The 13,484-nt window shown below is 44.4% G+C and carries 14 protein-coding genes; 6 read left to right on the forward strand and 8 right to left on the reverse strand.

The window, feature by feature from the left end; translation table 11 throughout:
* The first annotated feature begins 93 nt into the window (after positions 1-93).
* The 4 genes from petA to Q0541_RS17900 all read left to right on the forward strand — a co-directional run bounded on the left by petA (position 94) and on the right by Q0541_RS17900 (position 3,478).
* Positions 94-1,095, forward strand: coding sequence for a cytochrome f (gene petA / locus Q0541_RS17885; protein ID WP_298912850.1), 1,002 nt, complete (start codon positions 94-96; stop codon positions 1,093-1,095).
* A gap of 213 nt (positions 1,096-1,308) precedes the next feature.
* The gene (locus Q0541_RS17890; RefSeq protein WP_298912853.1) at positions 1,309-1,716 is read left to right on the forward strand and encodes an ATP-binding protein; all 408 of its coding nucleotides are present in this window, start codon (positions 1,309-1,311) and stop codon (positions 1,714-1,716) included.
* 427 nt (positions 1,717-2,143) lie between these two features.
* Positions 2,144-2,545: a hypothetical protein gene (locus Q0541_RS17895; RefSeq protein WP_298912856.1), complete on the forward strand. Its 402-nt coding sequence runs from the start codon at positions 2,144-2,146 to the stop codon at positions 2,543-2,545.
* 225 nt (positions 2,546-2,770) lie between these two features.
* Complete coding sequence (locus Q0541_RS17900) at positions 2,771-3,478, forward strand: Uma2 family endonuclease (RefSeq protein ID WP_298912859.1); 708 nt, start codon at positions 2,771-2,773, stop codon at positions 3,476-3,478.
* Positions 3,479-3,561: 83 nt separating this feature from the next.
* On the opposite strand, the gene Q0541_RS17905 is transcribed toward Q0541_RS17900, so the two are convergent.
* From Q0541_RS17905 to Q0541_RS17915, 3 genes are all read right to left on the reverse strand, one after another.
* A complete protein-coding gene (locus Q0541_RS17905; RefSeq protein ID WP_298912862.1) occupies positions 3,562-3,759 on the reverse strand; it encodes a hypothetical protein in 198 nt (65 codons plus the stop codon).
* On the reverse strand, positions 3,743-3,877 hold the full coding sequence (locus Q0541_RS17910; protein WP_298912865.1) for a hypothetical protein: 135 nt from the start codon (positions 3,875-3,877) through the stop codon (positions 3,743-3,745). Before Q0541_RS17910 ends, Q0541_RS17905 begins: the two co-directional genes overlap by 17 nt.
* A 117-nt stretch (positions 3,878-3,994) precedes the next feature.
* Positions 3,995-5,584: a glycoside hydrolase family 57 protein gene (locus Q0541_RS17915; protein ID WP_298912868.1), complete on the reverse strand. Its 1,590-nt coding sequence runs from the start codon at positions 5,582-5,584 to the stop codon at positions 3,995-3,997.
* Between the two features lie 476 nt (positions 5,585-6,060).
* On the opposite strand from Q0541_RS17915, the gene Q0541_RS17920 reads away from it, so the two are divergent.
* Positions 6,061-6,576, forward strand: coding sequence for a hypothetical protein (locus Q0541_RS17920; protein ID WP_298912871.1), 516 nt, complete (start codon positions 6,061-6,063; stop codon positions 6,574-6,576).
* A gap of 135 nt (positions 6,577-6,711) precedes the next feature.
* Here the strand turns inward: Q0541_RS17920 and rsgA are convergent, their stop codons facing one another.
* Genes rsgA through dnaJ form a run of 3 tightly spaced genes read right to left on the reverse strand, consistent with a single transcriptional unit; the run spans position 6,712 to position 9,205 of the window.
* Entirely contained in the window at positions 6,712-7,821 is a 1,110-nt protein-coding gene (gene rsgA, locus Q0541_RS17925; RefSeq protein ID WP_298912874.1) for a small ribosomal subunit biogenesis GTPase RsgA, read from the reverse strand.
* A complete protein-coding gene (locus Q0541_RS17930) occupies positions 7,818-8,075 on the reverse strand; it encodes a sulfurtransferase TusA family protein (protein WP_298912942.1) in 258 nt (85 codons plus the stop codon). Before Q0541_RS17930 ends, rsgA begins: the two co-directional genes overlap by 4 nt.
* Positions 8,075-9,205, reverse strand: a complete 1,131-nt coding sequence (gene dnaJ / locus Q0541_RS17935; protein WP_273766366.1) for a molecular chaperone DnaJ — start codon at positions 9,203-9,205, stop codon at positions 8,075-8,077. Before dnaJ ends, Q0541_RS17930 begins: the two co-directional genes overlap by 1 nt.
* A 166-nt stretch (positions 9,206-9,371) precedes the next feature.
* Here dnaJ and Q0541_RS17940 point away from each other — a divergent pair, with 166 nt between their 5' ends.
* Positions 9,372-9,632, forward strand: a complete 261-nt coding sequence (locus tag Q0541_RS17940; protein WP_298912882.1) for a hypothetical protein — start codon at positions 9,372-9,374, stop codon at positions 9,630-9,632.
* A 561-nt stretch (positions 9,633-10,193) separates the two neighbouring features.
* Here the strand turns inward: Q0541_RS17940 and dnaK are convergent.
* Together dnaK and grpE are read right to left on the reverse strand one after the other, a co-directional pair.
* Positions 10,194-12,152 carry a molecular chaperone DnaK gene (dnaK, locus tag Q0541_RS17945; RefSeq protein WP_298912885.1) on the reverse strand — a complete coding sequence of 653 codons (1,959 nt, stop codon included), beginning with the start codon at positions 12,150-12,152 and terminating at the stop codon, positions 10,194-10,196.
* A gap of 246 nt (positions 12,153-12,398) precedes the next feature.
* On the reverse strand, positions 12,399-13,148 hold the full coding sequence (grpE, locus tag Q0541_RS17950) for a nucleotide exchange factor GrpE (RefSeq protein WP_298912888.1): 750 nt from the start codon (positions 13,146-13,148) through the stop codon (positions 12,399-12,401).
* Positions 13,149-13,484 lie beyond the last annotated feature (336 nt).

Consider the following 13,484-nt stretch of genomic DNA (forward strand, 5'->3'; position numbering starts at 1 on the left):
AAATTTTAGACTCCTAACTCCTAACTCTTAGCTCGCAACTTTTGAACCTCGACTGTTGACCAATCCATCAGAGAATCGTTGCCCTTATTAGAGATGAGAAATGTTTTCATAACAGCGAGGTTAACTCGCAGTGCTAGAGCGATTGTAAAAACATTGCTCATAGCGATCGCTACCCTGACATTTTACTTTACCAGCGATCTAGCTCTTCCCCAATCTGCTGCCGCCTATCCCTTTTGGGCACAGCAAACCTATCCCGAAACTCCCCGCGAACCAACTGGGCGGATTGTTTGTGCTAACTGTCACTTAGCGGCCAAGCCTACAGAAGTGGAAGTTCCTCAATCGGTGCTACCTGACACTGTATTTAAAGCTGTGGTGAAAATCCCTTACGATTTAAGCGCCCAGCAAGTTGGTGCTGATGGTTCCAAGGTTGGCTTGAACGTCGGTGCTGTACTGATGCTACCTGAAGGCTTTAAGATTGCTCCTGAAGACCGTCTTTCCGAAGAACTTAAAGCAGAAATTGGCGACACTCCCTTCCAACCCTACAGCGAAGACAAAGAAAATGTCGTCATCGTCGGGCCTTTACCTGGTGAACAGTATCAGGAAATCGTCTTCCCGGTTCTTTCTCCCAACCCCGCAACTGATAAAAACATCCACTTCGGTAAATATTCAGTTCACTTAGGTGCTAACCGGGGACGCGGACAAGTTTATCCCACTGGTGAAAAGAGCAACAATACTGTTTACAACGCTGACGCTACTGGCACAATTACCAAGATTGCCAAAGAGGAAGATGCAGACGGTAACGTAAAATATCTAGTCAACATTCAACCTGAATCTGGTGATGTTGTCGTTGATACGATTCCTGTAGGGCCAGAACTACTTGTTTCCGAAGGGCAAGCAGTTAAGACTGGTGATGCTTTGACCAGCAACCCGAATGTTGGTGGATTCGGTCAATCAGATACAGAAATCGTACTGCAAGACGTCTCTAGAGTCAAAGGGATGATTGCGTTCATCGCTCTTGTGATGTTAGCTCAAGTTATGCTGGTGCTGAAGAAGAAGCAGGTTGAGAAAGTCCAAGCTGCTGAGATGAATTTCTAAATTCTTTGCTAAATCATTACTTACGAGACAGGCAATAAGCCTGTCTTTTTTAACGTTATTTACAGAAAGCCTAAAAATTTGGGAGTTAACTGCTACTAGACTTTGAGCGTAAATACTTTAAAAGCATAAACCAAATAGACCTTTTTCAAAAATAATTTATGGAAGAATCTGTTGAGTGTTAGTTTGAGGTTATTGGTATTATCGTTTAGCAGTATGTCTAAAATCAACCTTGAAACCTTTGACTTAACGCAACTTCCAATTGCAGAGGATGATAATTTTGAATTTAAGTCAAGTGATACTTCATACAATGAACTCAAAAAGAAACTAAGCTGTGCAGTGTCAGGCTTTGCAAATTCTGGAGGCGGTTGCTTTGTTGGTGGTGTTGACGGTAATGGTAATGCGGATAAGGGGTTGCTTCTGAAGATTGGGAGGCAAGATTTACGCGATTGGGTTGATCAAATAATCAGTCAAGTGGAGCCAGTTCCTAGTTATGACCTCAAGCTAATACAAGATCCATTTGGTAGAGGAACAATCCAAACTGATTCGGCAGTTTTGCTAGTTGTGATTCATGAGAGTTATTTTGCTCCACACATGGCTCCAGATAACCACTACTACATCTGAGCAGGTGCCCATACAGTTCAGGCTAAACACTTTATTGTTGATGCTATTTGGGCTAAACGGCACTTTTCAAAACCGCGATTAACTCATCTGTTTCGACTTAAACCAGAAAGAGAACAAGCTATTCAACTTGGTATTATTGCTCTTACCGAAGCTCCAGCAGTCGATGTCAAGATTACAATCTCGCCTCCACCTCAGATGATGAAGAACTTTGAAAAACTTTTTCCGCTAAAACTATCTCATTGATCGTCACAATCCTTTCTTCTTTGATGTAGCAACTTTTTTTCAAGCAGAAGAGCGATTTGGAAAAGATATTCTTCTTAAAGTAGAGTACTACGATCTTTCTGCAAATCGTTATATTTATGAAACACCAATTGAAGTTGTTGGCTCACTTCCACCAATTACCATCGGAAACGATAATCCTGAAAAAATGGTACGGACACTCGAAAAAATCGAGAAGACGCTTTCAGGGTTAAGAGTTTCGCGTGAGAGTGTCGTTAAGCCCAGCCTTCTGTTGCCTAAACAATCAGACAGCGTATTATCGTCCGTTGAGAAACTAATTCCAGAGCTTCTAGCAGATATGAAAAATGACTTGTCTGAGTATCCATTTATCCGTGAATTTGTCATTTTAAGCAATAAATGGGTTTACGATTCAGACCCTAATAATATGGTTCTATCGTACTATTTTGAAGATCACTCTTATTTGAGAAACAAATTACGAATTCTAGAGAATTACGGACTGATTTACGAAATTACTTATAATGAAGTTGCTCGTTTTGTTATTTCAGAAGAGCTTGCTGCATATTTGACAACCGACAGTCAAGTAGAGTAAGCGAACATTTCTCGGTTTGGGGTTGCGCCATAACAAATCGCTGCACCAGCGATCGCACCAGTTTTTCTTTATCATATCTGGAAGCGCCTAATATTTATCATCAGATGCTCAATGAAAGCGACTGTGATTTGGAATTTTTGGTGATTTCTCAGCCTCCCAGTCTTAGCGACAGGATTTTGAGCGATAGTATTGAATCTAGCCCTAGTTGAGTTGAGGGATTTGCCCATGACAGCCTCAGTAGAGTATATCCCCGTTACCCCGATTGAGTACCCAGATGAGGACGGTAAGCCAATGGCTGAAGGAGATATCCAGTGCAGTTATTTGACTTATGTAAGAAATGCGCTACGGATTTATTTTCAAAATCGTCCAAATGTATACGTCGCTGGTAATCTATTTATTTACTACGAAAAAGGTTATCCAGAATCAGTTGTAGCCCCAGATGTATTTGTGGTGTTTGGAGTAGAAAACCGTGACCGACGTTCTTACAAAACCTGGGAAGAACAGAATAAAACCCCAGATTTTGTCCTAGAGATTACCTCAAAAACTACCCGCAGCAAAGACCAAGGTGCAAAGAAAGGAATTTATGCCTTTCTGGGAGTGCGTGAATATTTCCAATATGACCCCACAGGCGATTATCTCAATCCCCAACTCCAGGGTTTACACTTAGTCGATGGTAATTATTTCCCAGTGGCAACCAATACCCTGCCAGATGGTACAGTGTCCCTACTTAGTCAAGTTTTGGGACTAGAGTTACGCCTGGAAGCAGGAAAACTGCGTTTTTACAATCCAGCTACGGGTCAAACACTCCTAACTCATGAAGAGGAAGCATCTGCACGACAAGCCGCAGAACAGGCTCGACAGCAAACGGAGCAAAAGGCGCAAAGATTAGCGGCTAAACTCCGAGAATTAAATATTGATCCAGATAGCCTTTAGCTAAATCCGGCAGTGTCAATAAGATAATAGCGTGAGTATGATTTACCCACCCTAATTATACTTACTGAAGTTAGACAATAATCTCAAAGTTCTCCATTAATTTTGCGCCTGATGATTTCCATCTGGGCTTGCATATCAGCTTCTGTCACAGGCATAGGATAACCTTTGGAATTAGGGTCGCGTTTGCTCATCAGAAAACGTAGAGCTTCAATGTCTTCACGGTTTTCCACGACATAAGCTCTCAACTCTGTAAAACTCATTTGCTCATAATTCGAGTTCATTGACAAAATCCCAAATACCATTACTCAAAACGATGATTTGAAGTTTATCTCCAGCTAGGATGTAAACTTGCCCTGTTTTGTCGTCAAATCGAAATAAACGGAAAAGATTTGACAGCATTTGACAAACCCGTACACAGGCTAAGGCTTGCTCTGTTGTTGGTAAAATAAACGCTCCTTACTACTAATATAGGGTGAGCAATGCCCACCCTACTGCTGTTGATTACTTTGTGTGAGACTATAGCGGACGGTAGACGCGATAGTTGATTTCGGGGAAGATATTATCCATTAACTCGACTTTTTCTAGCCAACCACTGTCAATTTTGCCGATTTTCACATCTTCGTAGAGCTTATTAAACCGCATCAGATGCGATCGCGTCCGTCTAACCGCATAGGGTACCATTGTTCCCGTCCGCATAATAAATGCCCAGTCAGAAGATTGTGCTAATAGCAGTTCCCGCGCCGCTTGGTTGAGCGCTTTGCACCCCAATTCATCCTCTGGTTCCAAATGCGAGATTTCAATCATCCGTTCCGCGGCTTTGTGCAAATGCGGATAAATCCACGCATTCGTTTCATTCAACCAATACTCGTGGAAACCCTTAAAACCCCAACTTGACTGCGAAGGACGACAGACTTGCTGATTTGGCTGATCCCGCAAATAGTCTGCTAAATGGGTCATTGCATAGGTTTCTTGGTCATACCACGACTTGCGGAATAGGTAATCGATGAACCAAGGACCTTCATACCACCAATGTCCAAATAACTCCGCGTCGTAGGGCGAAACGATAATTGGTGGGCGTTGCATCATAGCATAGAGATGTTCCGATTGCCTCTCTCGGTTATACATAAAATTATCAGCATGTTCTGCCGCCTTTTCTCGCGCCCAATACGGATCGTAGAGTGCCTTATCTGATAGACCTAAGCCACGGCCCGTAATTTTGTGATACTTAATGCCCGTATTTTTCCGCTGACCATTGGGCATAATGTAGGGCTTGATATACTCATATTCTGCTTCCCAGCCCAAATCTTTGTAAAATTCTCGATATTCCGCCGCCCCAGGATAGCCCACCTCAGAAGACCATACCTGTTGGGACGATTCATGATCTCGACCAAAGACAGCAACACCAGTTTCTGTATAAATTGGGGCATAAGTGCCAAAGCGCGGACGGGGACGGGCGTAAAGGATGCCATGCCCATCAGTCAGGAAGTAGCGTAACCCAGCATCGGCTAGCATCCGCTCTAAACCTTCATAGTAGGCGCATTCAGGCAACCAAATGCCTTTGGGTGCTTGTCCAAAGGTTTGTTCGTAATGTTCGCAGGCTACCTGAATTTGCGCCCACACTGCTTCTGGATACATTTTCATCAACGGTAAATAGCCGTGGGTAGCGCCGCAAGTGATGATTTCCAGGTTGTTACTGTCTTGGAACTTCTTAAAAGCTGTAACTAAGTCACCCTTGTAACGTTCCCATAGTTGACGCGTTTCCTTAAACTCAGTAGCGTAATATTCGGCTAAATAACGAAGATGCCCGTTATTGACATTATGTTCTGCTTCTAGTTGTATAAGTTCTTCTAGTTGAGCTAAGTGTGCGTCATAGCGTTCTTGCAGCAGAGGATCACGAAGCATCGACACTAAAGGTGGTGTCATACTCATCGTGATTTTAAAGTCGATACTGTCTCGCTTTAAGCCTTCAAATACTTTCAATAAAGGGATGTAGGTTTCTGTGATGGCTTCATAGAGCCATTCTTCCTCCAGCACGTAGTCACTTTCCGGGTGACGAACGAAGGGCAGATGTGCGTGGAGTACAAGCGCAACGTAGCCGATAGCCATAGTGATTTTGGGGTGATACTTGTAAGTTGAAGGTTGAGAAGTTTGGCAGAAATTAACAATATTTTAAGACTTTATGGGGATCGTAAGAATAGTTTTCAATTGAGTTCAATACAGTGTTTGTAGGGGTACAGCCAACATTGTTGTGCCTCCACTGCGTGTTTTTGCTGTTAGGTAAAAACATAAACTCAGTATTGCCCAAAATTTTGTGATTTGAACATTACGCAGATGGTAAACCTTCTGGGGGTTCTACCGAGATCATCCCAAGAGTACAGTACATACTGTTTGCTAAGGCAGAAGTAAATATTGGCATAAGCACCGCAAGTATTTCATGTTCAAATCAAGCTTGGCAGTTCCTCAATTAGCTATATAAAACTGGTTTAGAACAGTTATATAGAAAAATTCTGCATAATAAATAGTTGTGCCAATACGTGTAACTTGATGAGTCACCAACTACTGTATAACGATGAGTTGTTATTATGTCCTTCTCTAACACGATCTATCGCATAGTTGATGGCGTAACCATTCCTGGCATATTTCTGCAAGCCTTTATCAAGAATGGAGACCACTATTTTGTCACCGAAATTAAGGTTTATAAAGACGGCAGAATTGATTGCTGGGGAATGGTTGACTTTAATGGTTTCAAAGAAAAGGTGAGCAAAGGTTGGGTCAGAACTCATCTGCCTGAAGGAGCAAAAGTCTCAATGATGGTGTCTGGTCTTAATTTTACCGCCCTTCAAGTGAAGTCAAGAGTTGAGGAGCAGGAGTTTGTTAAAGAAGTTGAAGACCAGATCCGACGACTCAATGGGCAGCTAACAACAGGAGAGATTTGCCGACAGGCATTAACACAATATAAGCATGAGCCAAACGAGGCAAATAAGGAGTATTTGCGCCAAGCCTATGATGCTGTTCCTAAACACTGTCGCATATATTTAGGTGATATGGACGACAAAGATTCGGAATATCGTTCAATTCTAAACAGATGGAGCGACTAAGAGAAACCAACATCGGTACAACATTTCGTTGGAACGGCGGGACACAGGTAATCGGATACAAGACATAGGTCATCTTTGCCGCTCAACTATTTCATAGAAGTGCTTAGGCACAGCCCATCGTAGACATCGCACTCCTTATTCCTCATCTCGATATAACTCCTGCAAGTCTTGTAACTGAGTCTTGCGGGAAATTCGGCGATATTTTTTACTTTCTAACTTGGGTTCGTATTGACTCTGCCCTTTGCCTTTGCTTTTTAACTTCATGGTAGATTCTGGATCGGCTTGTTGGTGCAGCTGAGTTTGACGGGCGATCGCAGCATCCAAAAATTCTAAATAATGTTCATATCGTTCCCAGTCTCCCCGCACCGCACACTCAGGCTCGTCTCGATGCAGACAATCACTAAACCGACAGCTAGCAACTGCTAACCTCTTTCTTGCTTCAGGGAAATAATGGATTAATTCTTCTGGGATACAATCCATGTCCGGCTGATTAAAGCCGGGCGTGTCTGCAAGCATTCCACCGCTAGGCAATTCAAATAATTCTATATGACGAGTGGTATGACGACCACGAGCTAGTTTGCCAGAAACTTCTCCGACTCGCAGCTCAAGAGAGTCAATTAGCGTATTAATCAGGCTGGATTTGCCAACGCCGGAAGGCCCAGCAATTACAGTAATTTTATTGTTCAAATATCTGGCTGCTTGATCGGTATTTATACCATCTTTGACACTGATAAATATCGGTTGATAGCCCCAACCAAGCAGGCGCGAGCTAACTTGCTGCTGTTCCTGTTGTGAAATTAAATCACTTTTATTCAAGCATAAAAGCACATCCAAGCCAGTAGACTCAGCTTTAATTAAAAACCGACTCAGTTGATAAGGTTCCAAAGGTGGATCAGCTACGGCAAATACCAAGAGAATTTGGTTGACATTGGCGATCGCTGGACGATCTAATTCGCTTTTGCGGGGTAAAACATCAGCGATCGCTCCTCGCCCCCCAGCCCAATCTGGCTCTTCTATCACAACGCGATCGCCTACCATTACCTGTTGCCCAATTTTTTTCAAGCGTGTTCTCCGAGTACAAAGTAGGAGAGGGGGATAAGGAAGATGAGGATCTTGCTCCCCCATCTCCCTGATCTCCCTCATCTCCCCACCCTCTTGATCCAGCTGTACTCGGTAAAAATTAGCCTGTACAGCCAGCACCGTACCTAATAACTGTCCAGTTGCGGCAAAATTTTCCCCTGTCATTGCCCAGTAATTGGACGGCGCACTAACAGAGAAAAATAATCAGTGCAGTCTGTAATTTGCTCCACCTGATAACCTGCCATTGTCAGACTATCGGGAACTTGCTCAATCGGTTCACCAGCGTCCAGCCAGACTTCTAGCAAACCTCCCAATGGCATTTTTTCCAGACGTAGTTTTGTCCGCACGAAATTAATTGGGCAAGGCGTACCGCGCAAATCAAGTTGAGCATCGGGAATTAAAACAGAAGAGGGCTTCATCACTTAAATAAATTTCCCAAGAATCCTTCTAGACCGCCTTTACCAGTGCGATCTCCCTTAATTTTAGCCAGCTTTTCCAACAGTTCCCTCTCCTCTGGGGTCACTTTATTGGGAATATCAATTAATACGTTCAGCATGTGATCCCCACGACTAACGGGATTACCCAAACGGGGTACGCCGCGATTTTCTAATTTCATCACCGTATTCGGCTGGGTTCCAGCTGGAATGATCAGTTCTACAGGGCCATCTACCGTATCTACCTCTAACCGACAACCTAAAATCGCTTGCAGGTAGCTAACTTTGATTTCCGAGAGAATATTAATGCCATCCCGTTGGAATTCCTCGTCCTCATTCACGAACAAGTAAACGTACAAATCCCCAGCAGGGCCATTACGTTGTCCAGCATCTCCTTCACTAGAAATCCGCAAGCGTGTGCCATTATCCACCCCAGCTGGAATGGTAATTTTGAGTTTCTTGGTTACTTGATTTGCGCCCTTCCCATCACAGGCATCGCACTTATCTTCAATTACCATCCCTGTTCCATTACATGTGGGACAAGTCGAGACTTGGGTGAAACTGCCAAAGGGTGTTCTGGTGACACGGCGGACTTGACCCGATCCGCTACAAGTAGAACAAGTCCGAGGGCGGGTTCCAGGTTTAGCACCAGAACCGCTACAGACTTCACAATTTTCTAGATGTGAAATGCGAATTTCTTTTTCACCACCAAATACCGCTTCCCGAAAGTCTAACTTCAAGTCTAGCCGCAGGTCATCACCTCTGGCAGGCCCACTGCGCCGTCTTTGTTGGGTGGGACTACCCATACCGCCAGCAAAGCCACTAAAAATGCTTTCAAAGATATCGGCAAAACCGCCCATATCGCCAACATCTTGGAAACCAGCGCCAGCAGCACCTGACACACCCTCTGGACCAAAGCGATCATAACGAGCGCGGGTTTCTGGTTCCGAGAGTACCTCATAAGCGCGGTTAATTTCTTTAAAGCGATCCTCCGCCCCGGGTTCTTTGTTCACATCTGGGTGATACTTCCGGGCTAAACGGCGATAGGCTTGTTTGATTTCTTCTTTGTCAGTGTCACGAGAGACACCCAGGATTTCATAATAGTCGCGGGCCATATAGCAAAGGTAAAAGTTAGAAGGAAGAAAGCAGAAGGCAGTAGAACGTCACTCACGGCCACTTGCTACCCTATGGGAAGGCGTTTTGCCTATAGCTCTGGAAGAGCAATGCAGTGTCCTTCAGAGGGTGGCTTGCCAAAGGCCAGGTAGAAGATAAAATTAATTTTTGTTAATAACTGATTTTACCCTTTACCTTTTACAAAAATCACCGACAAATCTTGAGCAACAGGTGCTTTCATCGTGGGAGACGACAAAAGCTACAGAAGTTAGGATCAGGGCAAGCCTCTGCTCAGACTTCTCACTGCCGAGTCGGCTGTCTCTTTTACAATTGTGCTACGTAGCAGAGGAAAACCCCGCCCATCAACCAGAGGGGCTAGCCGCACTATTAGGTGTGGAAAACCACCCATCTGCTTTGGATCGCATCTGAACTGGCATACTGCCTAGCCCACATTAATTTGCTTCTACAATCTAGCAAATGGCTGGGGTCTTGTGAAACTTCACTAAATTTATAATCAATATATTTAGATATATTAAAGTGTCTTAATAAAAATCTGCAAGTTAGGGGAGTGGGGAAGAGGCAGAGGTGCAAAGGAGCAGAGGGGTAGGGAAAGAATAATAATGCCCAATCACGCCAGTTGCTTCTCCTGTTCAAAGACGCAACTCTTAGAGAGGCTTTGCCAACGCGAACAACGGATAGCAAGTCCTCTCTCAAAGGGAGACGATGCCGCGCAACGAGCGTCGGGAACCTCCCAACGGGAAAGCCAGTCGCCTACGGCGGGAAACCCGCCAAAGCTGGCTCCCCAATACAACTCTTGGAGAGGCTGGCGCTTAGGGCGTAGCTATGCCGCAGGCTTTACAACGCTGCCTTGAACTCGGCTTTGTTCGGCACAAGTCGGCTTTTTTCGGCAACTCTTGGAGACGCTCTTGCGTTCGCTCAAGGCAAGCCGCTCAGGACAAGCTTAGTACAAGTGCCCTGTTTGGCCAACCCCTAATCTATCGCCTCATAATCAACCTGGGCAGTACTTTCTTCGTCAAAATCAAAGTTGAATTGTGGTATGAGTGTGCCATTCATGGGTGAGTCTATTTCTGGGGTAAAGAGACTAGTTGAAGCCTCCTCAATGTCATCACTTTGACTGTTAGCTCGATTGTAGACATCGGCACCAATTGCAAACAGGGTTTGTTGGAAGTCGTCTAAGCGCTGCTTAAATTCCACTGTGGAGATGCTGGAGTCAATCATTGCAGCTTGGAGTTGTGAAACTTTTTCACTGGCCAAAGTTTTCATCTGGTCGCCAATAAAGTTGCTATTATCCTTAATTGTGGATTCGTAACTGAACAACAGATTATCTGCTTGGTTTTTGAGTTCAACTAATTCTTTACGTCTTCTATCTTCTTCAGCAAACAGTTCGGCTTCTTGGCGCATCCGTTCGACTTCGCTGGTACTCAAGCCACCTGTATTGGTAATCCTGATACTCTGTTCTCGACCTGTACCTTTGTCTTGGGCAGAAACCTTAAGGATACCGTTGACATCGATTTCAAAGGATACTTCAATTTGAGGTACACCCCGGGGAGATGGGGGGATTCCTGCTAGCAGAAACTTACCGAGACTCTTGTTATCTCGTGACATCGCCCGTTCACCTTGGAGAATGTGAATTTCTACTGAGGTTTGCCCATCAACTGCTGTGGAAAAAACTTGTGACTTACTAGTAGGAATTGTGGTGTTGCGTTCAATGATTTTAGTGAACACTTCACCCAAAGTTTCAATTCCCAAAGAGAGAGGGGTGATATCCAATAGTAAGAGATTATCGACTTCGCCACCCAACACCGCTGCTTGGATAGCAGCTCCCAATGCTACGGCTTCATCAGGGTTGACAGAGCGATCGGGAGCTTTGCCATTGAAAAATTTAATTAGCGCGTTTTGGACTGCGGGAATACGGGTAGAACCACCTACCAAAATAATCCGATCTATCGCTTGTGGTTTGAGATCCGCATCTTTGAGCGCTTGGATCATTGGTTCGATGGTAGCTTCAATTAAATCAAGTGCGAGTTCTTCAAATTTAGAGCGGCTGAGTTCCATCTCCAGATGCTTTGGACCGGTGTCATCGGCGGTGATAAACGGCAAGTTGATGGAGGTATTCACCATGCTGGAGAGTTCAATTTTTGCCTTTTCTGCTGCTTCCCGCAGGCGTTGCAGCGCCATCTTATCTTGGGAAAGATCGATTTTCTCTTGTTGCTGGAAGCGTTCCATCATCCAACGCACGATCGCATTATCAAAGTCGTCTCCACCTAAGTGGTTGTTACCACAAGTTGCCTTAACTTCAAAAACACCATCCCCAAGTTGCAGGATCGATACATCGAAGGTGCCACCTCCCAAGTCGAATACTAAAATTAGCTGCTCTTGGTCTTGCTTTTCCAATCCGAAAGCTAAAGCCGCAGCTGTTGGTTCGTTGATAATCCGTAGAACTTCTAGTCCAGCAATTGTACCAGCATCCTTAGTTGCTTGTCTTTGGGCATCTGTGAAATATGCCGGTACCGTAATCACTGCCTGAGTGACTTCCTCACCCAAGAAGTTTTCCGCATCCTGCTTGAGCTTTTGCAGGATCATGGCGGATAGTTCTTGTGGCGTGTAGTTTTTTGAGCGAATTTGAACATCAACAGTATCGTCTCGACCTTTGACACAGTTATATGGGACGCGATCGCGTTCTGTTTCAGTGTCTTCCCAACGCCGCCCGATAAATCGTTTAATACTGTAAATTGTGTTTTCGGCATTAGTTACGGCTTGGCGCTTTGCCAATTGACCGACCAAGCGATCGCCACTCTTCCCAAATCCCACAATACTTGGAGTAGTTCGTCCACCTTCAGAACTGGCGATCACAAGTGGTTGACCGCCTTCCAGAACTGCGACGCAACTGTTAGTAGTGCCTAAGTCGATCCCAATAACTTTTCCCATATTTATAAGTATTTTTACTGAGTCTTTCTGCTGTACTGTGTCGCGGACTAACTTTTTGAGCTACGAATCAAGGCTAGCTCAAACAACAGCATCTAGAAATGGAGAAGATAGGGGATCAGGAGGAGATGAGGAAGCTGATTGATAATTTTACTCCCTCATCTCCTTCATCCTCTCAATGTCTCAGTAACAATGCTCGTCCTTGCAAGAAACCAGGCACTTTTGGTCAGCAAGGCAAGCAACTACAGCTTAACTGTTGGCTGAACTCGACTGATCCTCCTGTGCAGCAGGTGTATCTTCCTTTGGAGCAGCTACTTTGACCATTGCATGGCGCAGCACGCGATCGCCCAAGTAATATCCGCGCACTAACTCTTCTAACACTGTTCCTTCAGGATGTTCATCCGTAGGTTCCCGCATTACTGCTTCATGAAGGTTGGGATCAAATTCTTGAGCTTCAGGACGCATTGGTGACACACCTAAGCGCTTCAAGCTATCCACCAACTGTTTGTAAACGCCTTGGTAACTTTTGTGCATGGTCATTTCGCCATCAGATTGCGGTTTGAGGTGCGATCGCGCCCGCTCAAAATTATCGACTACTGGCAGCAATTCCAAAATCGTATTCCGCTTTATCTGCACTTCTAGCTCTTCTTTTTCTTTGCTAGTACGTTTCCGGTAATTCTCAAAATCAGCGGCAATCCGCATATATTGAGTACTACGCTCTTCTAGTTGCGTTTTGAGAGACTCGATTTGTTGAGTCAGTTCTGCCAAAGCTGCTGTTTCCACTTCAGTTTTCTCAGTTGCAGCGACGCCATTATCTTGATTGAAAGTAGCCGTATCCCCCGGTATATTGGTTTGGGCTGCCACTTGCTCTGTAACCTCATTACCAGATTCATTGAAATTAATTTGGGCTGCGGAGTCACTCTTCATTGCTTGCTTTACCTCTGTTGGTTCACCCAATTGCTGGCTTGTATTGTTTATCTGTCTATTTTCATCCATCATTGTCTACTCATTCCAGATGCTTTTTAGGGCAGTGTATCTCCCACAGCTTGCAACCGTCGTTATCCACGACTTGCCACTGAGGCTGATTTTGTTGCCGACAAGTTCCTGGAAATGATGTCACCGTCCTCTTATTGTGACAAATGGTGAACACGTTAGCCTAGACGCCACTCAGGCGGTAACCTGAACGAGTAGTGTACATCTAGGAGTAAGTAATTTGGAAGAATGGTGCTGAATGTGATTCGCCCCTCATCTTATTCATGAGTCAGTTTTTTCAGAAATTACTACTTAAAATTTAACCATTTATCAAATATTGTCATTCCTTCAAAAGTGTTAAGT

This window comes from uncultured Nostoc sp. (assembly GCF_937863485.1).
GTDB lineage: Bacteria > Cyanobacteriota > Cyanobacteriia > Cyanobacteriales > Nostocaceae > Nostoc.

What these genes read in the sequence shown, in the direction of transcription:
- Q0541_RS17915 (WP_298912868.1), bottom strand. Translation starts at nt 5,584, where the DNA reads ATGGCTATCGGCTACGTTGCGCTTGTACTCCACGCACATCTGCCCTTC.
- Q0541_RS17895 (WP_298912856.1), top strand. Translation starts at nt 2,144, where the DNA reads ATGGTACGGACACTCGAAAAAATCGAGAAGACGCTTTCAGGGTTAAGA.
- grpE (WP_298912888.1), bottom strand. Translation starts at nt 13,148, where the DNA reads ATGATGGATGAAAATAGACAGATAAACAATACAAGCCAGCAATTGGGT.
- dnaK (WP_298912885.1), bottom strand. Translation starts at nt 12,152, where the DNA reads ATGGGAAAAGTTATTGGGATCGACTTAGGCACTACTAACAGTTGCGTC.
- rsgA (WP_298912874.1), bottom strand. Translation starts at nt 7,821, where the DNA reads ATGACAGGGGAAAATTTTGCCGCAACTGGACAGTTATTAGGTACGGTG.
- dnaJ (WP_273766366.1), bottom strand. Translation starts at nt 9,205, where the DNA reads ATGGCCCGCGACTATTATGAAATCCTGGGTGTCTCTCGTGACACTGAC.
- Q0541_RS17920 (WP_298912871.1), top strand. Translation starts at nt 6,061, where the DNA reads ATGTCCTTCTCTAACACGATCTATCGCATAGTTGATGGCGTAACCATT.
- Q0541_RS17900 (WP_298912859.1), top strand. Translation starts at nt 2,771, where the DNA reads ATGACAGCCTCAGTAGAGTATATCCCCGTTACCCCGATTGAGTACCCA.
- petA (WP_298912850.1), top strand. Translation starts at nt 94, where the DNA reads ATGAGAAATGTTTTCATAACAGCGAGGTTAACTCGCAGTGCTAGAGCG.
- Q0541_RS17905 (WP_298912862.1), bottom strand. Translation starts at nt 3,759, where the DNA reads ATGAACTCGAATTATGAGCAAATGAGTTTTACAGAGTTGAGAGCTTAT.
- Q0541_RS17890 (WP_298912853.1), top strand. Translation starts at nt 1,309, where the DNA reads ATGTCTAAAATCAACCTTGAAACCTTTGACTTAACGCAACTTCCAATT.
- Q0541_RS17930 (WP_298912942.1), bottom strand. Translation starts at nt 8,075, where the DNA reads ATGAAGCCCTCTTCTGTTTTAATTCCCGATGCTCAACTTGATTTGCGC.
- Q0541_RS17910 (WP_298912865.1), bottom strand. Translation starts at nt 3,877, where the DNA reads ATGCTGTCAAATCTTTTCCGTTTATTTCGATTTGACGACAAAACAGGG.